This is a genomic window from Amycolatopsis sp. MJM2582 (assembly GCF_000754115.1).
GTDB lineage: Bacteria > Actinomycetota > Actinomycetes > Mycobacteriales > Pseudonocardiaceae > Amycolatopsis > Amycolatopsis japonica.
In genome coordinates this window covers 374,431-396,969 of record NZ_JPLW01000001.1, presented here as the reverse complement: position 1 = coordinate 396,969, position 22,539 = coordinate 374,431, and the positions used below count along the sequence as shown (strand labels likewise).

Below are 22,539 nucleotides of genomic sequence, written 5' to 3'. Positions count from 1 at the left end.
GGCCGTGTGGTTAGCGTTTCAAGGTGGCGAAAGACGACGGCGCGAAGCCGGAAGAGGACAAGCTGCTACCGCGCCTGAGGCGCAAGTACGCCTGGCTCGATCACCTCATCCGGGCCAATGACGCCTTCACCGAGCGCTACGGCAACCACTACGCGGCCGCCATCACCTACTTCAGCGTGCTTTCGGTGATCCCGATCTTGATGGTCGCCTTCGCGATCGTCGGGATCGTGCTCAAGGGCGACACCGCGGTGACGAACCAGCTCGTCGACGGCATCACGAAGTCCGTACCGGACGGGCTACGGGGTCTCGTCGGCGAGATCATCGGCGCGGCGCTGAAATCCGGTGGTGGCATCGGGGTGTTCGGTCTGTTGCTCGCCCTGTACTCGGGCGTCGGCTGGATGTCGAACCTGCGCGACGCGCTGACCGCCCAATGGGGGCAGGAAAAGCAGAAGCTTCCGCTGGTTTCGACCACCATCAAGGACCTGCTGTCCCTCGTCGGGCTCGGTCTCGCGCTGGTGGTCTCGTTCGGTCTCACCGCGGCGGGCAGCGGGGTCGGGCGGTTCCTGCTCGAACTGGTCGGCCTCGAGAACCAGGGCTGGGCCGTTTTCCTGTTGAAGGTCGCGACGATCCTGCTCGGTCTTCTCGCGAACACCCTGGTGTTCCTGTGGGTCATCGCGAGGCTGCCTCGTGAGCACGTCGCGCTGCGCAGCGCGGTCAAGGGCGCGATCTTCGCCGCCGTCGGGTTCATCGTGCTCCAGCAGGCCGCGACCGTCTACCTCGGCAGCGTCACGAAATCACCGGCGTTCACGCTGTTCGGCCCGGTGATCGGTCTGCTCGTGTTCGCGAACCTCGTGTCGCGGTTCCTGTTGTTCGTCACCGCGTGGACGGCGACGGCGAAGGAGAACCAGCAGACGGTCATCGAGCCGCCGGCCCCGGTGCTGATCCACCCGAGGGTGACCGTGCAGCAGGGGCCGGGGCTCGGTGCCGTCGGCGGGGCTTTCGCGACCGGTGCCCTGTTGGGCTGGTTCGGCCGCCGGAGGTCCTGACTTACCGGCCGGGCTCCTGCGTGACCGGAGCCGGCTGTGCCTGCGCAGCCTTCTTGGTGCGGACGATGCCCGCGACGAGCAGGACGACACCGAGTACGCCGACGACGATGCCGAGCACCGGCTGGTAGTCCTCGGCCCACATCAGCAGGATGAACTGGCGGTCGGTGTAGGTCAGCGCGACCGAGCCGAAACCGAGCAGGATGAACAAGAACGCGAGTCTCTGCATGGAAAGAACACCTCGGAAACGAGTACTTGAAATCGGGGACACCCACCGCCGTCCCCCGAACGGCGCGCGGGTGGAGACCGAAGGTTAGCGGTCGCGGCCGTCGTTGTCCGCCGATTTCGTTTTCCGCGGTCTACTCGCCCGCCATGGCCTTTTTCCGCTGGTGACCGACGACGAACGACGCCACGATGATCAGGAACACGACCAGCGTGATGATCCAGCCCGTCACCCCGAACGGGTCTTCGGCCGCGGCCGCGGCGCCGCTGTTCGACGCTCCGTCCCCGTTCGGCGTGGCGTTCGCCGGGTCCGCGTTCACGATTTCCGGTGACCGGTATTCGATGCGCCCCACCGATTCGGCCTTGGCGTCGCGCAGCGCGATGCCGTAGTCGAGGAGTTTCGCCGCCTGCTCGACGACCCGCGTCGGGCGCTGCTCGGCGCGCAGCATCACGACCCCGATCCGGTGACCGTTCTGGACCGCGCTGCCCGCGTAGGTGTGGCGCGCGTCGTCGGTGAAACCGGTCTTCCCGCCGGTGAACCCGGGGTAGGTGCCGAGGAGTTTGTTGTCGTTGTAGATCGTGATGAGCGGCTTTCCCGCCGTGGGCGGGATTTCGAAGGTCTTGGTCTTGACCACCTTGGCGAATTCGGGCTTCTTCATCGCGTAGTGGAAGATCAGGCTCATGTCGTAGGCCGACGTCGACATACCGGGGCCGTCGAGCCCGGACGGCGTCGCGGCCCGGGTGTCCGTGGCGCCGATGCGGGTGGCCAGCGCGTTCATCTTCGCGACGGTCGCGTCCACCCCGCCGAGCACGGTGGAGAGCGCGTGCGCCGCGTCGTTGCCCGAATGCATCAGCAGGCCGTGCAGCAGCTGGTCCACTGTGTACTGACCGCCCGCGGCGATGCCCATGCAGGTGCACTCCTGCTCGGCGTCCTCCTTGGTCGGCACGATGCTCTTGCCCGGCGGGAGTTCGGTGACCACGACCAGCCCGAGCAGCACCTTGATCAGCGACGCCGGCCGCTGGCGCGCGTGCGGGTCCTTCGCCGCGATGATGTCGCCGTTGTCGAGATCCTGCAGCACCCACGACGCGGAGGTGTTCCCCTCGGGCGGGTTCAGCGCGCGCTTCGGGAGCACGAGCCCGCATTCGGCCATCCGGTCGCCGCCCACCGGGACCGGCGGGACCGGCAGCGGGGCCGGCGCGGCCTCACCGGGACGTGGCTTCTCGGAGGTGTCGATGGGCGGGGGAGGCGTCGTCTTGTTCGCGCACGGCTGCGCCTGGGCTGGTGGCTTCGGGGCGGCTGTGGCCACCGGCGTCACCGCGAGGGCGAGCACACCGGAAACGAGGACCAGGAGCGACCGGGAGATAGCGCTGTGCACCCGAGCAATGTAGCGTCGCCGGGCCCGCTGCATACTCAGGGGCATGCGCATTTCGCGAGGTACTTCGATGTTCCTGCTGGGTTTCGGCGTGTGGTCGTGGATCATCTGGATCACGTTCGCCAAGAACCTCTGGGACAGTGACCGCGCCTGGGCCGCGGACGGCTCGCCCACCGCCTACTTCATCGTGCACGCGGTGCTGACGGTGGTCTCGTTCGTGCTCGGCACCATCATCGGCGTCATCGGTCTGCGCACGCTTCGTGGCGCCAAGTCACGGGACGCGGAGAAGGCTGACGCCTGATCCGGTTTGTCGTCCTTTTGACGGTGGTGGCCCGCCTTCGGCTCGCTTACGTTCACTCCACCGAATCATGGAGGTGGAATGTCCCGGATCAGACGCCTGCTCGTCCCCGCGCTCGTCGCGGCGGCGGCGGGAAGCGTGTTCGCGGCCCCGTCGGCGAGCGCCGCGCCCGCGCCGCAGTGCGACACCGCGAGCGCGCCGTTCAACTACGTGGTGCTCTACAACCCGCGTACGCCGGAGCGCAAGGTCGACAGCGAGCTGCGCGCCAAGTGCGGCGAGAAGGTCGCGTACTACCCGGAGATCGGGGTCGCGGTGGCGACCTCGCGCAACGCCGACTTCCAGGCGAAGATCGGCGTCTTCCGCGCCTACTCGGGCGGCCGTGACGTCGCGTTCCCGCCGGCGGCCACCGCCCGCGCGACCCGCTCCGCCGTGGTCGACACCAAGGAGAACGAAGAGACCACCAGCGTCGCGGTCGAAGAGGACCTGTCGGCCCAGCAGTGGGACATGCGGGCGATCCAGGCTCCCGAGGCGAACAAGATCTCCGGCGGCAGCAGCTCGGTGACCGTCGGCGTGCTGGACTCGGGCATCGAGCCCACCCACCCCGCGCTGAAGGCGGCCCTCGACCCGACCGTGTCGGCAGGCTGCAACAGCGGCGCGCCCGACACCACGCCCGCCGCCTGGGCGCCCACGACGTCGGACCACGGCACGCACGTCGCCGGCACGATCGCGGGCAAGGACGCCTCGCGCGGCTTCACGGGTGTGGCGCCCGGCGTCAAGCTCGCGTCGGTGAAGGTCGTGAACGACGACGGCCTGATCCTCCCCGAGGCCGCGGTGTGCGGGTTCATGTGGGCGGCGAAGCACCGATTCCCGGTCACGAACAACAGCTACTACATCGACCCGGGCATGTTCTACTGCGCGAAGGAGCCGGGCGACGCGGCCGCGTTCGAGGCCGTCCGCCGCGCGGTGACCTACTCGACCGGACGTGGCGTGCTGAACGTCGCCGCCGCCGGTAACAGCGGTTTCGACCCGGACAAGCAGACCACCGACCCGAACCGCCCGCACCCGGTCGACGAGAGCTGCGGCATCCTGCCCAAGGCCATCGACGGCGTCGTCAACGTCTCGGCCATCGGCTACGCGGGCACGAAGTCGTCGTACAGCAACTACGGCGACGACGTTTCGGTCACCGCCCCCGGTGGCGACCGCGCCCAGCTGCCGCCCGCCGGCCAGGGAGTGGGCTGCCCGCTGTCGACGATCTTCAACGGTGGTTACGGCGCCAAGTGCGGTACCTCGATGGCGTCCCCGCACGCCGCCGGTGTCGCCGCGCTGCTGGCTTCCCGCTACCGCCACGCTCCGCCGCGGCTGCTGACCTGGCTGCTGGAGCACCAGGCGGACGAGGTTCCCTGCGGGACCGCGGCGCCGGTCTGTGAAGGCCCGGCGAAGGACAACTCGTACTACGGGCACGGCCGCGTCGACGCCCTGGACGCGGTGAAGTAAAAGGATTTCCGAATATTCGGGGCCGGTCCACGTGGTGGGCCGGCCCCGAATGCGTTCCGGTCGCTTGCGGAAAGGCAAGATCCGTTCGGTGACCACCCGAACACGTGCCGGATTTTCCGGTCTTGGTGGCCCGTGAGCGCGGTAAACTCGTATAGGTGAAACCCCAATGGGGTAGGTGCCGAGTGAAGATCGAGCGACTTCGGCTACTGTGCCGTCCACCACATCGGCACCGATGGGGGCGACCAATCAACCTCGCGAATGGATGCACATGATGACCGGCGGTTCTGAGACGGGTGGCAACTAGCCACCGCCTGGCTCCGGCATGAAACCCGTGCCGGAGCGTCAGCCGTTACGCGTGTAGTCCGCGACGAAGCCCATGTGCTCGCTCAACCGGGGCTCGCGGGCGGAGTACTCGACGATCACATCGTTGTTCCGCACCTTCTTCTTGAAATTGCGTGCCCCCTGATTGCGCACGGTGAGAGACGCGGGGTTCGGGACGTTGCGGAAGACGACCCGGTGGGTGAACTTGCAGACCTGCTTGTCGAAGACCACGTCGAAGTCCTCCGGCTCCGCACCGCTCATCAGGTCCGCCGACATCTTCGGCCACCACCACTCGACGGTCACGAGATCGCCGTCCGCGACCCGGTTTCCCAAGTGGACGTAGATGTCGAGGCGGGGTTTGCCCGCCTTCGAGTTCTTCCAGACCGACGTGGCCTTCGCCCGTGTGCGCTCGGACGCGCTTTCCGGTCTCGCGTGGTACGCCTTGCACGAGATGCGCCGTTTCGCCCTGGCGGTCAAGGGGGTTAGGCCGTAGTAGGTCATTTTGAGCGAAACGTATCTCGGCTTACCGTCCGAGGCGGCGCTGAGGATCATGTTGCGTTTGCAGTAGACGTCGCCGTTGTTCTCGACGATGGTTTCTTGCCGCCATTCACGGAGGACGATCGGTGAATCCGTGTGCATGCTGTCGGCATAGTCGTGAAGGATGTTCTCCACGTTGGCGAGTCTGTTGCGTTGCCGTTGCGTTCCCGCGAACGAAACCAGCGCGGCCAAGACGAACAACGTGCCGGCGGCGGTGGCGAAAGCCGTTCTGAGCCAGGCGATGCCGAGCACCTGGCCGAGCAGGCCGACCGTACCCAGCATGGTGATCGTGCTTCCGAATACGCGAATGTAGCCGTGTTTGTAAACCAGTTCTTCGATTTCCGCGATCAGAGGCACGAGTCGCTGCGAAAGGATCGCGCGCAGCTCCGAACCAGCACCCATCGCCTCGCCGCCCCTCGATCACCCGGCTTGGTGACTCTCCAGGCTATCTCAGTCACACACCGTTTCCAACGGTCTTCTTGGCGGTGAAGCACCTTTCGCCGGATTCGCGACCGGTGCGTTCTCGCTACGTTGTGAACACCTTCGACAGTGGGGAGTTCACGATGTCGGTGTTCGGTCGGTTGGTTCCCGTGGCGGTGGGGCTGGCGATGCTCCCGCTGGTCAGCACGCCCGCGGCGGCGGCTCCGGTGGTGCCCTGCAGCGAAGAGCCGCGGGAGCTGCCCATCAACGAGTTCACCGACTACCGCGAAATGGTGGGGGAACTCGGCAGGCTCGAGCGCGTGAGCAAGGGGCGCGTGGCGGTCAAGGAGGCCGGGCGGTCCAACCGCGGCCGGGTGATCCATCAGGCGACCGTCGGGACCGGGCCGAAGGTCTTCGTGGTCTCCAGCGAGATCCACGGAAACGAGAAGACCGGCACCGACGCCCTGCTCCGGATCCTGGACTACCTCGGTACCTCGGAGTCGCGGGACGCCGAGCGGCTGCGGAAGACCATCACCTTCGTCGCGGTGCCGAAACTGAACCCGGACGGCGCCGAACTCGACCGGCGCGGCGACGACCTGTCGTGGGCCGAGGTGCAGCGCAAATTCCCCCAGCTGAAGGACCGGCCGCCCGCCTGGAACTACCTCAGCGACGTCCTGCAGGGCGACGACTACCGGAAGCGGCCCGGGTTCGACGTCAACCGCGACTTCAATCCGGACCTGAACTACGTCCCGCGCGCGGAGGACTTCCCGGGCGCGCCGGATCAGCCGGGCTGGTTCATCACGCCCGAGGCGCGGGCTTTGCGGTCTGTGTACATGGAGCTGACCGCGCGGCGCGGGAAGGTGCCCGACGTCTACGTCGATCTGCACCACCAAGGCGCGTGCGTCCGTCAGGAAGGCAGCAACCGGCTCCTCGATGTCGGCATCGACTACCCGCCGCTGCCGGACAAGTTCTTCGAGCCCGGCCAGAAATACGCGAAGTACCGCGACGTGTACACAAAGGACGAATCGCGGCAGCTGGCGATCAGCGGCTTCAACGGGATGACGTCGCGTGGGTTCGTCGGGGCGCGGTACCCGCATGGCGCGGATCGTGATCTGCCCGGGCAGGCGCGGTGCTCGTTCGCGTTGAACGGGACGGGGACGGTGCTGTTCGAGGTGCGCGGGCAGACGCAGACGCTCGGGCAGCAGCACCGGGAGCACTTCACGCGCGCGGTGATGGCGGGGCTGTACAACATGCTGCGGGATGTGAGCACGGGCGCAGTGGACCGCATCGACCCGGAGGCTTTCGACCTGCTGCCCGGCACCGTTGACTCCGGTGCCGACCATCACTCGCTGGACGCCCGGATCCTTGAGTAGCGGCTGTCCGTGAAGGCCTCCTTGAGGGACCCAGGGTCCCTCAAGGAGGCCTTCACGGACGGTCAAGCCGCACGAGACGTCAGACCGACAGGTGGGCGCGGGCGCGCGGCGGCTGCGAGACGAGCCGCTTCCAGTTCTGCCAGAACTCCGGCGGGATCTGTCAGCAAGCGGGAAGGCAAGGTCTGTACGACGACTATCCCGGCGGCCGCGTAGCGCGTATTGCGCATGACAGTGCGCCTGTAGTCCTCGCGATGGAAATGGAAGTCGAACGAGTCGATCTCCCACGCGAGTGCGATGTCGTCCCACCAAGCATCAGGACGACCGATGTAGCCGCCGCGGCTGTCGCAGATCTCCGGATTCCAGTGGCTCGGCTGAACGAGGAGACTGCGGCTCAAGATCTTGGCTCGTGCTTCCGCGACCGAGTAGAGATCCTTCCACTCGCCGAGAATTCTGCGCGGGATCGCGGTGCCTCGTTTGGAACCCTTGTTCAGTTCGTGGGCCAGCGCTTCAGGCGAACACCGGCCACGCTGGATGGCTTCGACGAGAAGGCGTCCGATGGGTTCGACCGTTCGCAGGCGTCGGCAAGCGTCCGTGGTCGCGCGAACGAGTGGAGCGAGGGGTACGCCTTCGTGGGTTCGTGCTTCAGGCAGACGATGGGTTCGCTCGACGGTCACGAACTCAGCGCTGCGGACTTTGTGTTCATGCGGAATGAGAACGTGAATGTCCTTGTCCGGAGGTAGCTCACGGGGACGAAGCCCGTGTCGGCGGCAGGCCTCCACGCCGGTCACGAGTGCGCGAGGCCCCGCATGCAGGAGCGCGCCGATCACCCGTTCCTCGATGGTCGGGGGCGCCTGGTGCAGCAGAATGATCCCCGGTAGCAGGCGTTGCCAAGGACCGCCGGGCAGGCATCTTCGATAGATGACCTTGCTGCTCATGTCGAGCGATTCCAAGGTCGTCGCCTTGATGACGCCATGCCGGCTCCGCTGCTGGAGCAGTTCGGGATGCTCAGCCCATCTGCCGCGCTTGTTCATGACCACAGAGTGGGCCCGCTGGCATCGCGATCACCAGACACACTTCCGCGGCCTGTGGATAACCCACCCTTGTGGATAACTGCCCAGAAATCCGTGAAGGCCTCCTTGAGGGACCCAGAGTCCCTCAAGGAGGCCTTCACGGACAGTCCAGAAGCCGCCAGAAGCGTCAGACGCGCTTGAAGAGCAAAGCGCGCTTAACCTCCTGAATCGCCTTCGTCACCTGGATACCGCGCGGGCAGGCGTCGGTGCAGTTGAACGTCGTCCGGCAGCGCCAAACGCCCTCGGAGTCGTTCAGGATGTCGAGACGCTCTTCGGCGCCTTCGTCACGCGAGTCGAAGATGAACCGGTGCGCGTTGACGATCGCGGCCGGGCCGAAGTACGAACCGTCGTTCCAGTACACCGGGCACGAGGACGTGCAGCAGGCGCACAGGATGCACTTGGTCGTGTCGTCGAACCGGTCGCGGTCGGCCTGCGACTGGATCCGCTCGCGCGTGGGCTCGTTCCCGTAGGCGATCAGGTACGGCTTCACGGCCTTGTACGCCTCGAAGAACGGGTCCATGTCGACGTAAAGGTCCTTGAGCGTCGTCAGGCCCTTGATCGGCGCGATGGTGATCGTCGTCTTCTTGCCGTTGGTCTCGAGCAGATCCTTCATCAGGACCTTGCACGCCAGCCGGTTGATGCCGTTGATCTGCATCGCGTCGGAACCACACACGCCGTGCGCGCACGAGCGCCGGAACGAGAACGTCCCGTCGATGTAGTCCTTCACGTAGAAGAGCAGGTTCAGCAGCCGGTCGGTGCGCTGCGCCGGGACGTCGTAGGACTCCCAGTGCGGCTCGTTGTCGATCTCGGGGTTGAACCGGAGGATCTTCAGCGTGACGGTGATCGGCGTGTGGTCGGAGGACACGGCCTCCGACTTCTCGGGGGTTGCCGTGGTCATCAGTACTTCCGCTCCATCGGTTCGTAGCGGGTGAAGGTCACCGGCTTGTAGTCCAGGCGGACGTCGGCGGTGAGACCTTCGCCCTCCTTGTAGGCCATGGTGTGCCGCATGAAGTTCGTGTCGTCGCGGTTCGGGTAGTCCTCGCGCGCGTGCCCGCCGCGGGATTCCTTGCGCGCCAGGGCGCCGACGACGAGGACCTCGGCGAGTTCGAGCAGGAAGCCCAGCTCGACGGCCTCGAGGACGTCGGTGTTGTACCGCTTCCCCTTGTCCGACACGGTGATCCGGCTGTACCGCTCCTTCAGCGCCTGCACGTCGGTCAGTGCCTGCTTCAGCGTGTCCTCGGTGCGGTACACCGAAGCGTGCGAGTCCATCGTGCGCTGCAGCTCGGTGCGGATGTCGGCGACGCGCTCGTCACCGTGCTCCGAGAGCAGCAGCGCGAGCTGGTCCTCGACGACCTTGGTCGGGTTCTCCGGCAGCTCGATGTGCTCGTGCGCCAGCGCGTACTCGGCGGCCGCGATGCCGGCGCGACGGCCGAACACGTTGATGTCGAGCAGCGAGTTCGTGCCGAGCCGGTTCGAGCCGTGCACGGACACGCACGCCACCTCGCCCGCGGCGTACAGGCCGGGGATGACGTTTTCGTTGTCCCGCAACGCTTCGCCGTGGACGTTGGTCGGGATGCCGCCCATCACGTAGTGACACGTCGGGAACACCGGCACCGGTTCGGTGACCGGGTCGACGCCCAGGTACGTCCGCGAGAACTCCATGATGTCCGGGAGTTTCGCGTTCAGCGTCTCTTCCGGGATGTGCGTGACGTCGAGGACGACGTAGTCCTTGTTCGGCCCGCAACCGCGGCCCTGCAGCACTTCCTGCACCATCGATCGGGCGACGATGTCACGCGGCGCGAGGTCCTTGATGGTGGGGGCGTAGCGCTCCATGAATCGCTCGCCGTCGGCGTTGCGGAGGATGCCGCCCTCGCCGCGCACGGCCTCGGAGATGAGGATGCCGAGCCCGGCCAGACCTGTCGGGTGGAACTGGAAGAACTCCATGTCCTCCAGCGGCAGGCCCTTGCGGAAGATGATGCCGAGGCCGTCACCGGTGAGGGTGTGCGCGTTCGACGTCGTCTTGAAGATCTTGCCCGCGCCACCGGTGGCGAACACGATCGACTTCGCCTGGAAGACGTGCAGCTCGCCGGTCGCCAGCTCGTAGGCGACGACGCCGGAAGCGGCCGGGTTGCCGTTCTCGTCCGGGGTCAGCACCAGGTCGAGCACGTAGAACTCGTTGAAGAACTCGGTGCCGTGCTTGACGCAGTTCTGATACAGCGTCTGCAGGATCATGTGCCCGGTGCGGTCCGCGGCGTAGCAGGCGCGGCGTACCGCGGCCTTGCCGTGGTCACGGGTGTGCCCGCCGAAGCGGCGCTGGTCGATCTTGCCTTCGGGCGTCCGGTTGAACGGCAGGCCCATCTTCTCGAGGTCGAGGACCGCGTCGATGGCTTCCTTCGCCATGATCTCGGCGGCGTCCTGGTCGACCAGGTAGTCGCCGCCCTTGATCGTGTCGAAGGTGTGCCACTCCCAGTTGTCCTCTTCGACGTTCGCGAGCGCGGCGCACATGCCGCCCTGCGCGGCGCCGGTGTGCGAACGCGTCGGGTAGAGCTTGGTGAGGACCGCGGTGCGGGCACGCTGGCCGGATTCGATGGCCGCGCGCATGCCGGCGCCACCGGCGCCGACGATCACCACGTCGTACTTGTGGAACTGCATGAGGACTCCGCTTTGAACGTGTGGTGGGGCGTCAGTTGGCCGAGATGCCGGGATCGAAGGTGAAGATCACCATCGTGCCGACGGCGAGGATCAGCACCATCGAGACGTAGAGCACGATCTTCAGCCAGAACCGGGTGCTGTCCTTGCGGGCGTAGTCGTCGATGATCGTCCGCAGGCCGTTGCCGCCGTGGATCTCGGCGAGCCACAGCATCGACAGGTCCCAGAACTGCCAGAACGGCGAGGCCCAGCGGCCGGCGACGAAACCCCAGTTGATGCGGTGCACGCCGCCGTCGAGGATGTTCATGATGAACAGGTGGCCGAGCACCAGCACGATCAGGGCGAGGCCCGAGATGCGCATGAACAGCCAGCTGTAGAGCTCGAAGTTGCTGCGGCGGGCGGCGGGGCGCTTCGGCGAGCGCGGCTTGTCGAGGGTGAGGACTTCGGATGCCATGGTCAGTTACCCCCGAAGAGCGTCTCGACGGTGCGCTTCATCATGAAGAACGCGCCCGGAATCATCACCACGACCCAGATGGCCAGGATGGTCCAGAGCATCGGCTTCTGGAACTTCGGTCCCTTCTCCCAGAAGTCGACCAGCATGACCCGGATGCCGTTGAGCGCGTGGAACAGCACCGCGCCGACCAGGCCGACCTCGAGGAGGTTGACCAGCGGGGTCTTGTAGGTCTCGATGACCTCGTTGTACGTGTCGGGCGACACGCGCACGAGCGCGGTGTCGAGCACGTGCACGAAGAGGAAGAAGAATGTCAGCACGCCGGTGATGCGGTGCAGCACCCAGGACCACATACCGGGGTCTCCCCGGTAGAACGTCCCTTGCCGGCGTGAGGCACCCGCCCGATCGCTCGCGGCCGCCTCAGTGGCGGTGCTAGCCGTGGTGGACATCGGTGAACGGCCTCCAACGTCATGGCTTGGGCCCGCTGACCGCTGGTTTCCGCGCCTGCCGCCGGGACGTCCACCTGGGGACGGCTCCGGCGACGGTGCCGAGATCATGGTCATCGAGCGTGGATGAAAAGGATGCTAGACCCGCACCTCACGGTGGGCTCACCTCCGGGTTCGTGTGTGTGATGGACCAGACATCACGCCCCGTCGCGGGCGAAGGCGGCGGATCCGCCCCGGTTCGCCGCTTACGCACCGATCCGGGCCGCTGAAGGCCGCGAACATCCGATCTCTTTCAGTGGGACATCGCCTCGGGGTGAACACGGATCGGCCGAAGGGGTTGCTTCAGCCGGGGCGGATTGACGTATCGTATTTCATATCTTACGTTCGGCCGGGTAGACATCTGATCACTAGGCCGAGTTCACGATGGGGTGACCATGGGCCAGCCTCAGGGTCATCCGCCCGCTTCCCGGGATGAGCGGGCCGTCCCGCCGTGCGGGCCCCGCTCACGCCGATGAGTGAACTCTCGAGTATCGCCGCAGGCCGGTGCCGCTTCCCGGATCCGCAGGTCCTATGTGGACGGCGGATACGCGATCCCTTCCGCCGTCACCCCGTCCCCCGACGAAGGGAAAACCGTCATGGAGAACATCGACCGCCGGAAGGCACTCGTCCTGGGCGCCGGCGTGTTCGGCGCGGTCGCGCTCGGCGCCGGGACGGCGCGGGCGGCGACCTGGACCTTGCGATGGAGTCCCGATCCCGCCGAGGACGGGCTGAGGGCGTTCGAAGGACTGGAGGACGATCGCGCGGGTTCGCATCCCGGGGTCAAGCACATCTATCCAGAGGGTGATCACTGGCGGTTCGACATGCACACCCGCGATGTCGACACATCGACAGATCGGCAGCGCAACGAGTCGAAGGGGATGCGCGACGGCGACACCACCTACAAGATCCTCCAGAACCAGACGTGGAGGATCTCCTACCAGGCCTACTGGCCCACCGAGCTGACCGCCACGACGTCGTTCACGCATCTGTTCCAGATGAAGGTGCCCGACGTCGGCGCTCCACAGTGGACGCTCACGCCGCGCCAGAAGGGCGGGAAGGGGGTGCTGACGATCGCCGGTGACTCGGGCGCGGAGGCAGACCTCGCCGACTACGCGCCCCTGCAGAACAAGTGGATCGACGTGTCTTGGGAGTTCAAGGCCTCGCACACCGGGTACCTGCGCTGCGTGCTCAAAGACGGCGCCCGCACCGTCGCCGACGTCCGGAAACCGGCGGATCTGTGGCGGGACAAGAACTATCTGCGGCCGAAATGGGGTATCTACCGCAGCCTCGACTCGTCCGGCCTGAAGAACTGTCACCAGAACATCCGTGGTCTCAAGTCCTACCAGCTGGTCTGAGGGGGGCGGCGTGCGGAAGACCGGAGCGACGCTGATGGCGGCGGTCGCGCTGGCCGTGCTGGTGACGGCTCCCACCGCGGAGGCCTTGCCGGACGGACTGGCGCCGACCCCGCCCATGGGGTTCAACAACTGGAACACGACCGGCTGCGACGTCGACGAGAAGCTGATCCGCGACACCGCGGACATCTTCGTCTCGAAGGGACTCAAGGCCGCCGGCTACGAGTATGTCAACGTCGACGACTGCTGGGCGGAGCCGCTGCGCGACGCCGACGGGAAGCTGGAAGCGCACAGGACACGATTCCCGAGCGGTATCAAGGCACTCGCCGACTACGTGCATTCGAAGGGGCTCAAGTTCGGCATCTACACCAGCGCCGGCACGGTGACCTGCGCGAAGACGATGCCGGGCGGGCTCGACCACGAAGAGGTCGACGCGCGGACCTTCGCCGACTGGGGTGTCGACTACCTCAAGTACGACAACTGCAACAACCAGGGCCGCCCCGCGCTGGAGCGGTACACGAAGATGCGGGACGCGCTGAAGAGGACCGGTCGACCGATCGTGTTCTCGATCTGCGAGTGGGGCGAGAACAAGCCGTGGCAGTGGGGTGCGGACGTCGGCCATCTGTGGCGGACCACCGGCGACATCAAGGACAACTGGTCGCGGATGCTCCAGCTGATGAAGCAGAACGCGCCGCTGGACGCCTACGCCGGACCGGGCCGGTGGAACGACCCGGACATGCTCGAAGTCGGCAACGGTGGCATGACCACGGCCGAGTACAAGACGCATTTCGCGCTGTGGGCCATGATGGCCGCGCCGCTGCTGATCGGCGCCGACCTGCGGAAGGTGTCGGCCGAGCATTTCGACATCCTCCGCAACGACGAGATCATCGCGGTCGACCAGGACCGCAAGGGTGTCCAGGCGAAGGTGCTGTCCACCGTGGACGGGAAATGGGTCTTCGCGAAACCACTGGCGAACGGCGACGTCGCGGTGGCCCTGTTCAACGAGAACTCGGCGAACGCGACGATCTCGACCAGCGCGCGGGAGATCGGCCTGCCGTCCGCGGCCGGGTACACCCTGCGGGATCTGTGGCGGCACGAGAACTTGCAGACCGCGGGGCGGATCTCCGCGGTCGTCGGCCCGCACGAAACGGTGATCTACCGGGTCAAGGCGGGTGGCGACTGGTTCCGGCACGCACCGCTGGTCAGCGGTGGGCTCGAACTCCGTGCCCCGGTGCCGGGCATCCCCGGCGAAATCCTTCCTCCGGGTGAACCTGTCGAGGTCACGGTCCGCGCGACCAACGAGGCCCGCGTCCCGGTGTTCGCCCCGGAGGTCTCCTTGACGGCACCGGAGGGGTGGAAGACCGAGCGAGTGGCCCTGCCGCGGCCGGTGGTGCTGACCACGGGGGAGTCGGCGACCGGACGATGGCGGCTCACTCCGCCACCGGCGGCGGCCGGTACGAAAGCCGTGCTCACCGGCGCACTCGCGTACCGGACGACACGGTTCGAGAAGGTGACGAGAGCCACGGACTCACCGGTGACGGTGCCCGCGGCGCCGCCGTCCGGCCGGGTCTGGGCCAGCGATGTCGCCATCGCCGCCGAACGGAACGGGTACGGGCCGGTCGAGAAGGACATGTCGAACGGCGGGATCCCGGCCGGTGACGGCAAGCCGCTGACCATCAACGGCGCGAAACACGCCAAAGGCCTGGGGACGCACGCGAGCGCCGAAGTCGTGTTCTATCTCGGCGGCCGCTGTTCGGCGTTCAGCACCGACGTCGGGATCGACGACGAGAAGGAGCCGGCGGCGAAACAAGGTTCGTCGGCGTTCGAGGTCTACGCGGACGGGACCAAGGCCGCCGGGTCCGGTGTGAAGACCTGGGCGGATCCGGCGACCACCTTGACCGCGGATGTGACCGGGGCCCGCTACCTGCGGCTCGTGCTCACCGACGGTGGCGACGGTGTCCAGTACGACCGGGGTGATTGGGCCTCGCCGCTGCTCACCTGCGAGTAGGCCCTGAACAGGGCGTGAGCGCCTTCTCCCCCGCGCCCGAACGGGGGAGAGGGCCTGCTCGCGACTACTCCATTGTGATCACCGTAAGTACTCCATTCGTCGCGCTTACGACTCATGAGTAAACGTTTGTGTTACGTAGCGTGCCTTTCCTATGGCGGCAAAGCGGCCGTTAGGTACCGTTCCTCGGTCGAACCCGGCAGTGTCGCCGGGTCGCTTTCTTCGGACCATCCGCTGGATCAGCGGGGAGGGAGACACACGTTGCGTCGCATGCGTGGAACCGCGCTGGCCGCCGCCGCCATGGCCGGTGCACTGGTACTGGCCGGGTGCGCGAAGGATTCGGGTGCGGGGAACAACAACAACGCGAGCACTGGGGACCAGTCCGCCAGCTGCGTGACGGCGCCGAAGCCGCCTGCCGCGGCGGCCGCCTCGACCAGCTCCAGCCAGGCCGGTGAGAAGGTCGACGGCAGCAAGCTCAAGGTCGCGCTGGCCTTCGACGTCGGCGGCCGTGGCGACGCGTCGTTCAACGACTCCGCCGCCGCCGGTACCGACAAGGCGAAGAGCGAACTCGGCGTCACCTCGGTGACCGAGAGCACCGCCGCCGCGACCGAGGACGAGGCCGCGAAGTCGCAGCGTCTCGACCAGCTCGCTTCGCAGGGCTTCAGCCCGGTCATCGCGGTCGGCTTCGCCTACGCCAAGGCCGTCGGCGCCATCGCGCCGAAGTACCCGAACACCCAGTTCGCGATCGTCGACGACGACTCCGTCAAGGCGCCGAACGTCACCCCGCTGGTGTTCGCCGAGGAGCAGGGCTCGTTCCTGGCCGGTGTCGCCGCCGCCTACAAGTCGAAGAAGTGCCACGTCGGCTTCGTCGGTGGCGTGAACACGCCGCTGATCCAGAAGTTCGAGGCCGGCTTCCTCCAGGGTGTGAAGGCCGCGTCGAGCAAGGCCAAGATCGAGGACGAGTACCTCACCCCGGCCGGTGACTTCTCCGGGTTCCAGGACCCGGCGAAGGGCAACGTGAAGGCCGCCGCCCAGATCGCCAAGGGCGCGGACGTCGTCTACCACGCCGCCGGTGCCTCCGGTAAGGGCGTTTTCGAGGCGGCCAAGTCCAACAACGCCATGGCCATCGGCGTCGACTCCGACCAGTACAACCAGAAGACGGTCGAGGCGTCGAAGGACGTCATCATCACCTCGATGCTCAAGCGCGTCGACGTGGCGGTGTTCGACTACCTGCGCGCGCTGGCGAAGGGCGACCTGACGTCGCTGCCGAAGCGGTTCGACCTCAAGGTCGACGGCATCGGCTACGCCACCTCCGGCGGCAAGGTCGACGACATCAAGGACGTGCTCGACGGCTACAAGGCGCAGATCGTCTCCGGGGCGATCACCGTCTCGGACAAGCCGCAGAAGTAAGGTTCGTCTGGCAGCGGGGCTCGGGAGGGTAACCCCTTCCGAGCCCCCACCTGTTTACCCCCAGAACTGGATGGCTTTTTCATGAGCGCTCCCCAGGCCGAGGTCACCGACGCCCCCGACCGGGGTGAACCGGCCGTGCAGCTGACCGGGATCACGAAGCGATTCCCCGGTGTCGTGGCCAACTCCGACGTCAACCTCACCGTCACCAAGGGCGAGGTGCACGCAGTCTGCGGCGAGAACGGCGCGGGCAAATCGACCCTGATGAAGATCCTCTACGGCATGCAGCAGCCGGACGAGGGCGACATCGCGATCAACGGTCGACCGGTGAAACTGCGCAACCCGCAGGACGCCATCAAGACCGGGATCGGGATGGTCCACCAGCACTTCATGCTGGCCGACAACCTGACCGTCGGGGAGAACGTCTTCCTCGGCGCGGAGAACCTGCACGGCATCGGCCGCGCGGCGAGGGCGAAGCTGGCGGAACTCGCCGGACGCGTCGGCCTGCGCGCCCGCCCGGACGCGCTGCTGGAAGAGCTCGGCGTCGCCGACCGCCAGCGCGTGGAGATCGTCAAGGTGCTCTACCGCGGCGCGCGGATCATCATCCTCGACGAGCCCACCGCGGTGCTCGTGCCGCAGGAGGTCGACGCGCTGTTCGAGACCGTCCGCGCCATGCAGAAGGACGGCTTCACCTTCATCTTCATCTCGCACAAGCTCGACGAGGTGCGCGCGATCGCCGACACGGTCACCGTGATCCGCCGCGGCACCACCGTCGGCACGGCGGATCCGAAGACGATCACCTCACGGCAGCTGGCCGAGATGATGGTCGGCACGGAGCTGCCCAGCCCGGAGACCCGCGAGTCCACCGTCACCGATCGGGACGTCCTCCGCCTGGACGACGTGTGCCTGAGCGTCGAGGGTTCCGAGCGGAACGTGCTCGACCACATCTCCTTCACCGTGCACGCGGGCGAGGTGCTCGGGATCGCCGGCGTCGAGGGCAACGGCCAGACCGAACTCGTCGAGACGATCATGGGCATGCGCAAGGGCGGCGGCCGGATCGAACTGACCGAGGCCGACGGCAAGGTCGTCGAACTGCACAAACTGGGGACGCTCGCCCGCCGCGAGGCAGGCATCGGCTACATCGCCGAAGACCGCACGCGGCACAGCCTCCTGCTCACGCAACCCTTGTGGGTCAACCGGATCCTCGGTTACCAGACGCGCAAGCCGGTCGCGAAAGGACAGTTGCTCGACATCGACGGCGCGCGGGAGGACACCCGCCGCATCGTCGAGGAGTACGACGTCCGCACCCCGGGTATCGACGTCCCCGCCGCCGCGCTTTCGGGTGGTAACCAGCAGAAGCTGATCGTCGGGCGCGAACTTTCCGGCAACCCGGTCCTGCTGATCGCGTCGCATCCGACGCGTGGTGTCGACGTCGGTGCGCAGGCGCTGATCTGGGAACAGATCCGCCAGGCGCGTGCCGCCGGGCTGGCCGTCCTGCTGGTTTCGGCCGACCTCGACGAGCTGATCGGCCTTTCCGACACCATTCAGGTCATGCTTCGCGGACGGCTGGTCGGCGAGGCCGACCCCGCGACCGTGACCCCGCAGCAACTGGGCTCCGCGATGACGGGTGCTTCCGAAGACTCCGAAGAGGACGGTGCGGCGTGAGTTCCTGGCGTACGAGGCTGCTGCCGCCTCTGCTCGCGATCGTTTTCGCGGTCATCCTGACGGCCATCGCGCTGATCATCTCGGGGGCGGATCCGCTCCAGGCCTACGGCACGATGATCGGCCAGCTCTTCAAGGGCTCGACGGCCGTCGACACGGTGAACCTCGCGACGGTCTACTACCTGTCCGGGCTCGCGGTGGCCATCGGCTTCCAGATGAACCTCTTCAACATCGGTGTCGAGGGTCAGTACCGGTTCGCCGCCATCGTCACCGCCATCATCGGCGGGGCGTTGCAGCTGCCGCCGGTGATCCACGTGCTCGCGATCCTGATCGTCGCGGTGGCCAGCGGCATGCTCTACGCGGCGATTCCCGCCGTGCTGAAGGTGACCCGCGGGGTTTCCGAGGTCATCTCGACGATCATGCTGAACGCGATCGTCGGCGGCATCGTGGCGTTCCTGGTCAACGCGGACCAGTTCGGCGTGCAGACCGGCAACAACATCGCCACCCGCGAGATCGCCGAGACCGGCCGGATCCCCGGTATCCCGATCGGGTCCGGCGAGCTGTTCGGCTTCGTGCTCATCGCGGCGCTGATCGGCGGGGCCTACTGGTTCATGCTCAACCGGACCCGGTTCGGCTTCGAACTCAAGGCCTCCGGCGAATCGACGACGGCCGCCGCGGCGGGTGGCGTCAACGCCAAGAAGATGACGCTGATCGCGATGCTGCTTTCCGGTGGTGTCGCCGGCCTGGTCGCGATGCCGGAACTGCTCGGCCGCGACTTCAGCTACGGCATCACCTCGACCCAGATGTACGGCTTCACCGGCATCGCGGTCGCCCTGCTCGGGCGTAATCACCCGGCCGGTATCGCGCTGGGCGCCCTGCTGTGGGCGTTCCTCGACCGGTCCGCCGTTTCGCTGGAGCAGATCAACGTGTCCAAAGAGATCGCCACGATCATGCAGGGCGTGATCGTGCTGTCGGTCGTCATCGCGTACGAGATCGTGCGCCGCGCCGACCTGGCCGCCGAGCAACGCCGCGTGGGTCGCGCGCTGGCGGGCAACGGCCGCAAGGGTTCCAGCGTGTCCGAGGGAGGTGCGGTGTGACCACCGCGGACGTTCTTTCGCCCAACACGGGCGGCACCACCATGCCGGTGAAGCCGCCGAAGCGGCGTATCCCGGGCTGGCTCAAGGGCGCCATCTGGGGTCTGCTGGCGGTCGGCGTACTCGCGATCGCGTCGTACGCCACCGGCGTCAACACGCTGACCTCGACCAACACCGCGCACACCGCGTTGCGGCTGGCGCTGCCGATCCTGCTGTGCGCGCTCGGCGGGCTCTGGGCCGAACGCGCGGGCGTGATCAACATCGGCCTCGAAGGCATGATGATCCTCGGCACCTGGGGTGCCGCGTGGGGCGCGTACCACGGCGGGGTCTGGGCGGGGCTGATCTCGGCGGTCGTGTTCGGCGCGCTCGGCGGGCTGCTGCACGCCGTCGCGACGGTGACCTTCAACGTCAACCACATCGTCTCCGGTGTGGCGATCAACCTGCTGGGTCTCGGTGTCGCGAAGTACCTGGCGAACCTGGTGTTCACCCCGCTTTCGGGTAACCCGCGCCAGTCGCCGCCGGTGCCGAAGTTCGACACCTACTCGGCGACGTTCCTCTCAGACTGGTTGTCGGACCTGGAAAAGATGCAGCGCGTCTTCATCTCCGACCTCGCGGGCATCCTCAACGGCCTGATCACCGAGGTCGCGCCGCTGACGATGATCGCGATCGCGCTGGTGCCGATCAGCTACTTTGTGCTGTGGCGCACCCGGTTCGGCCTGCGGCTGCGGTCGTGCGGTGAGAACCCGGTGGCGGCGGAATCCCTCGGCGTCAACGTCTACCTGCACAAGTACGTCGCCATGATCATCTCCGGCGGGCTCGCCGGCATGGGTGGCGCGTCGCTGGTGCTGCTCGCCGGTGGCGCGGACTACCTGGAGAACCAGACCAACAACCGCGGTTACATCGGCCTCGCGGCGATGATCTTCGGCAACTGGCGGCCGGGCGGCCTGCTCGGCGGTGCGGCGCTGTTCGGCTACGCGGACGGTCTCCAGCTCGCCGGTGGCGGCACCGCGGTGCTCGCGCTGCTGTACGGCGCGGTGATCCTGCTGGCCGTGATCGTGGCGGTGCAGTTGTTCCGCCGTCAGTGGATCGCCGCCGCGCTCGGTGTCGTCGGCGCCGCCGCGCTGTACGCGATCTACTGGACCAACGATGACCTGCCCAGCGACCTCATCCCGTACACGGCGCACTTCGTGACGCTGATCGTGCTGGCGGTGGCTTCGCAGCGGCTGCGGCCGCCGAAGGCCGATGGCGCGCTGTACCGACGAGGTGAGGACTGACATGGCGGAGTACGACTGGGAAGCCTTGCGGGCTCAGGCCATCGAGGCGGCGAAGTCGGCGTACGCGCCGTACTCCGGCCTGCACGTCGGTGTCGCGGCCGTGGTGGACGACGGCCGGATCGTCGTCGGCTGCAACGTCGAGAACGCTTCGTACGGCTTGGGAATGTGCGCGGAATGCACGATGGCGGGGCAGCTGCGGCTGACCGGCGGCGGCAAACTCGTCGCCGTCGCGTGCCGCAGCGGTGAAGGCGCACTGCTGATGCCGTGCGGGCGCTGCCGTCAGATCCTGTTCGAACACGGCGGTTCCGACTGCCTGGTGGACACCCCGAGCGGCATCCTGCCGATGTCGGCGGTGCTGCCGGACGCGTTCGGACCGGACGACCTGCCGTGAGCGCTTTCGCCGCCGTAGACGTCATCCGCGCGAAGCGGGACGGCGGACGGCTGTCCGACGAGCAGATCGACTGGACGATCGACGCGTACACGCGCGGCGACATCGCCGAGGAACAGATGGCCGCGCTCGCGATGGCCATTTTCCTGCGGGGGATGGACTCCGGCGAGATCGCGCGCTGGACCGGCGCGATGATCTCGTCGGGGGAGCGGCTGGACCTGAAGGTCAGCCGTCCGACGATCGACAAGCATTCGACCGGCGGGGTCGGCGACAAGATCACGCTCCCGCTGGCGCCGCTCGTCGCGGCGTGCGGCGCGGCTGTGCCGCAGCTGTCCGGGCGCGGGCTCGGGCACACCGGCGGGACGCTGGACAAACTGGAGTCGATTCCGGGCTGGCGTGCCTCTTTGTCGACATCGGAGATCATCCGGCAGCTCGACGAGGTCGGCGCGGTGGTCTGCGCGGCCACTTCCGGGTTGGCGCCCGCGGACAAGAAGCTGTACGCGCTGCGCGATGTGACGTCGACGGTGGAGTCGATCCCGCTGATCGCGAGCTCGATCATGAGCAAGAAGATCGCCGAGGGCTCGGCCGGGCTGGTGCTCGACGTGAAGACCGGTTCGGGCGCGTTCATGAAGACGCTTCCGCAGGCCCGCGAACTCGCGCGGACGCTGGTGGAGATCGGGACCGCGCACGGCGTCGCGACGACGGCGCTGATCACGGACATGAACGTGCCGCTGGGGCACGCCGTCGGCAACGCGATCGAGGTCGCGGAGTCGGTCGAGGTGCTGCGTGGCGGCGGTCCTTCCGACGTCGTCGAGCTGACCGTGGCGTTGGCGCGGGAGATGCTGGCGCTGGCCGGGCTGTCCGATGTGGACCCGGCGGCGGTGTTGGCTTCCGGCCGGGCTTACGAGACGTGGTGCCGGATGATCGCCGCTCAGGGCGGGGATCCGGAGGCTGCTTTGCCGCGGCCTCGTTATGTGCACGTGGTTCCGGCGCCCGCCGATGGTGTCCTGACGTCTCTGGACGCGTACGCGGTCGGGGTCGCCGCTTGGCGGCTCGGGGCCGGGCGGGCACGCAAGGAGGATCCGGTGCAGGCCGCGGCCGGCGTCCTGTGCCTGGCGAAGCCGGGCGACACCGTGTCGGCCGGGCAGCCGCTGCTGGAGCTGCACACCGATACGCCGGAGGCTGTTCCTTCGGCTCTCGCTGCGCTCGAAGACGCCTACGCCGTCTCCTCGGAGGCTCCGGCCTCCGCTCCGCTCGTCCTGGAAACCGTGCGCCCCTGACCCCTCGCGTTTCGTCCTCTGGATGCGGTACTTGCGCGTGCAACTACGCATCCAGAGGACGAAACGCGGGCGACCGCCGGATCGCGATTAGCCCGCGAAACGCAGGTCGGCGCGGGGCGGGTGTCCCCAATGTGGCATTGGGGACGCTGAGTGCCTCCAATGCCACATTGGGGGCATCGGACCCGGCCCGGCCGGCGCCGGGCCCCAGGCGTGCACCGCATTTAGAGGACGAAACGCGGGCGGCCGCCGGATCGCGATTAGCCCGCGAAACGCAGGTCGTGGCCCGAGAAAGCGTGAAGGCCCCCGTCCCAGGCGAAGCCGTGGGAAGGGGGCCTTCACGC

The 22,539-nt window shown here is 67.3% G+C and carries 20 protein-coding genes; 12 read left to right on the top strand and 8 right to left on the bottom strand.

The window, feature by feature from the left end; translation table 11 throughout:
* Positions 1-23 precede the first annotated feature (23 nt).
* The gene (locus ED92_RS01890) at positions 24-1,046 is read left to right on the top strand and encodes a YhjD/YihY/BrkB family envelope integrity protein (protein WP_037332446.1); all 1,023 of its coding nucleotides are present in this window, start codon (positions 24-26) and stop codon (positions 1,044-1,046) included.
* Position 1,047: 1 nt separating this feature from the next.
* Here ED92_RS01890 and ED92_RS01885 read toward each other — a convergent pair whose 3' ends face one another.
* Complete coding sequence (locus ED92_RS01885) at positions 1,048-1,272, bottom strand: hypothetical protein (protein ID WP_037332444.1); 225 nt, start codon at positions 1,270-1,272, stop codon at positions 1,048-1,050.
* Between the two features lie 130 nt (positions 1,273-1,402).
* Positions 1,403-2,641 (bottom strand): D-alanyl-D-alanine carboxypeptidase family protein, encoded by a 1,239-nt coding sequence (locus ED92_RS01880; RefSeq protein WP_037332442.1) that lies wholly within the window; start codon positions 2,639-2,641, stop codon positions 1,403-1,405.
* A 43-nt stretch (positions 2,642-2,684) separates the two neighbouring features.
* On the opposite strand from ED92_RS01880, the gene ED92_RS01875 reads away from it, so the two are divergent.
* Both ED92_RS01875 and ED92_RS01870 read left to right on the top strand, forming a co-directional pair.
* On the top strand, positions 2,685-2,939 hold the full coding sequence (locus ED92_RS01875; RefSeq protein WP_125732324.1) for an SCO4848 family membrane protein: 255 nt from the start codon (positions 2,685-2,687) through the stop codon (positions 2,937-2,939).
* 78 nt (positions 2,940-3,017) lie between these two features.
* Positions 3,018-4,430, top strand: a complete 1,413-nt coding sequence (locus tag ED92_RS01870) for a S8 family serine peptidase (RefSeq protein ID WP_037332440.1) — start codon at positions 3,018-3,020, stop codon at positions 4,428-4,430.
* 342 nt (positions 4,431-4,772) lie between these two features.
* Here ED92_RS01870 and ED92_RS01865 read toward each other — a convergent pair whose 3' ends face one another.
* Positions 4,773-5,690, bottom strand: coding sequence for a hypothetical protein (locus ED92_RS01865; protein ID WP_037332438.1), 918 nt, complete (start codon positions 5,688-5,690; stop codon positions 4,773-4,775).
* 161 nt (positions 5,691-5,851) lie between these two features.
* On the opposite strand from ED92_RS01865, the gene ED92_RS01860 reads away from it, so the two are divergent.
* Positions 5,852-7,081, top strand: coding sequence for a M14 family zinc carboxypeptidase (locus ED92_RS01860; RefSeq protein ID WP_235213174.1), 1,230 nt, complete (start codon positions 5,852-5,854; stop codon positions 7,079-7,081).
* 62 nt (positions 7,082-7,143) lie between these two features.
* Here the strand turns inward: ED92_RS01860 and ED92_RS41725 are convergent, their stop codons facing one another.
* From ED92_RS41725 to sdhC, 5 genes are all read right to left on the bottom strand, one after another.
* Complete coding sequence (locus tag ED92_RS41725; protein WP_081975675.1) at positions 7,144-8,112, bottom strand: hypothetical protein; 969 nt, start codon at positions 8,110-8,112, stop codon at positions 7,144-7,146.
* Positions 8,113-8,278: 166 nt separating this feature from the next.
* The gene (locus ED92_RS01850) at positions 8,279-9,049 is read right to left on the bottom strand and encodes a succinate dehydrogenase iron-sulfur subunit (protein WP_016331256.1); all 771 of its coding nucleotides are present in this window, start codon (positions 9,047-9,049) and stop codon (positions 8,279-8,281) included.
* Positions 9,049-10,803 (bottom strand): succinate dehydrogenase flavoprotein subunit, encoded by a 1,755-nt coding sequence (gene sdhA / locus ED92_RS01845; protein WP_037332431.1) that lies wholly within the window; start codon positions 10,801-10,803, stop codon positions 9,049-9,051. The genes ED92_RS01850 and sdhA overlap by 1 nt, the downstream gene beginning before the upstream one ends.
* Before the next feature lie 31 nt (positions 10,804-10,834).
* On the bottom strand, positions 10,835-11,254 hold the full coding sequence (locus ED92_RS01840; RefSeq protein WP_007032045.1) for a succinate dehydrogenase hydrophobic membrane anchor subunit: 420 nt from the start codon (positions 11,252-11,254) through the stop codon (positions 10,835-10,837).
* A gap of 2 nt (positions 11,255-11,256) precedes the next feature.
* Positions 11,257-11,700 (bottom strand): succinate dehydrogenase, cytochrome b556 subunit, encoded by a 444-nt coding sequence (gene sdhC / locus ED92_RS01835; protein ID WP_073847418.1) that lies wholly within the window; start codon positions 11,698-11,700, stop codon positions 11,257-11,259.
* Between the two features lie 632 nt (positions 11,701-12,332).
* Here sdhC and ED92_RS01830 point away from each other — a divergent pair.
* The 8 genes from ED92_RS01830 to ED92_RS01795 all read left to right on the top strand — a co-directional run bounded on the left by ED92_RS01830 (position 12,333) and on the right by ED92_RS01795 (position 22,198).
* A complete protein-coding gene (locus tag ED92_RS01830; RefSeq protein ID WP_037335845.1) occupies positions 12,333-13,091 on the top strand; it encodes a hypothetical protein in 759 nt (252 codons plus the stop codon).
* 34 nt (positions 13,092-13,125) lie between these two features.
* Positions 13,126-15,096, top strand: a complete 1,971-nt coding sequence (locus tag ED92_RS01825) for an NPCBM/NEW2 domain-containing protein (protein WP_152610860.1) — start codon at positions 13,126-13,128, stop codon at positions 15,094-15,096.
* A 267-nt stretch (positions 15,097-15,363) separates the two neighbouring features.
* Positions 15,364-16,503 carry a BMP family protein gene (locus tag ED92_RS01820; RefSeq protein WP_037332429.1) on the top strand — a complete coding sequence of 380 codons (1,140 nt, stop codon included), beginning with the start codon at positions 15,364-15,366 and terminating at the stop codon, positions 16,501-16,503.
* 81 nt (positions 16,504-16,584) lie between these two features.
* Positions 16,585-18,165 (top strand): ABC transporter ATP-binding protein, encoded by a 1,581-nt coding sequence (locus ED92_RS01815; RefSeq protein ID WP_037332427.1) that lies wholly within the window; start codon positions 16,585-16,587, stop codon positions 18,163-18,165.
* A complete protein-coding gene (locus ED92_RS01810; protein ID WP_037332426.1) occupies positions 18,162-19,259 on the top strand; it encodes an ABC transporter permease in 1,098 nt (365 codons plus the stop codon). Before ED92_RS01815 ends, ED92_RS01810 begins: the two co-directional genes overlap by 4 nt.
* Positions 19,256-20,530: an ABC transporter permease gene (locus ED92_RS01805; protein ID WP_037332425.1), complete on the top strand. Its 1,275-nt coding sequence runs from the start codon at positions 19,256-19,258 to the stop codon at positions 20,528-20,530. The genes ED92_RS01810 and ED92_RS01805 overlap by 4 nt, the downstream gene beginning before the upstream one ends.
* A 1-nt stretch (position 20,531) precedes the next feature.
* Positions 20,532-20,921 carry a cytidine deaminase gene (locus ED92_RS01800; protein ID WP_016331264.1) on the top strand — a complete coding sequence of 130 codons (390 nt, stop codon included), beginning with the start codon at positions 20,532-20,534 and terminating at the stop codon, positions 20,919-20,921.
* A complete protein-coding gene (locus ED92_RS01795) occupies positions 20,918-22,198 on the top strand; it encodes a thymidine phosphorylase (protein ID WP_037332424.1) in 1,281 nt (426 codons plus the stop codon). Before ED92_RS01800 ends, ED92_RS01795 begins: the two co-directional genes overlap by 4 nt.
* Positions 22,199-22,539: the final 341 nt, after the last annotated feature.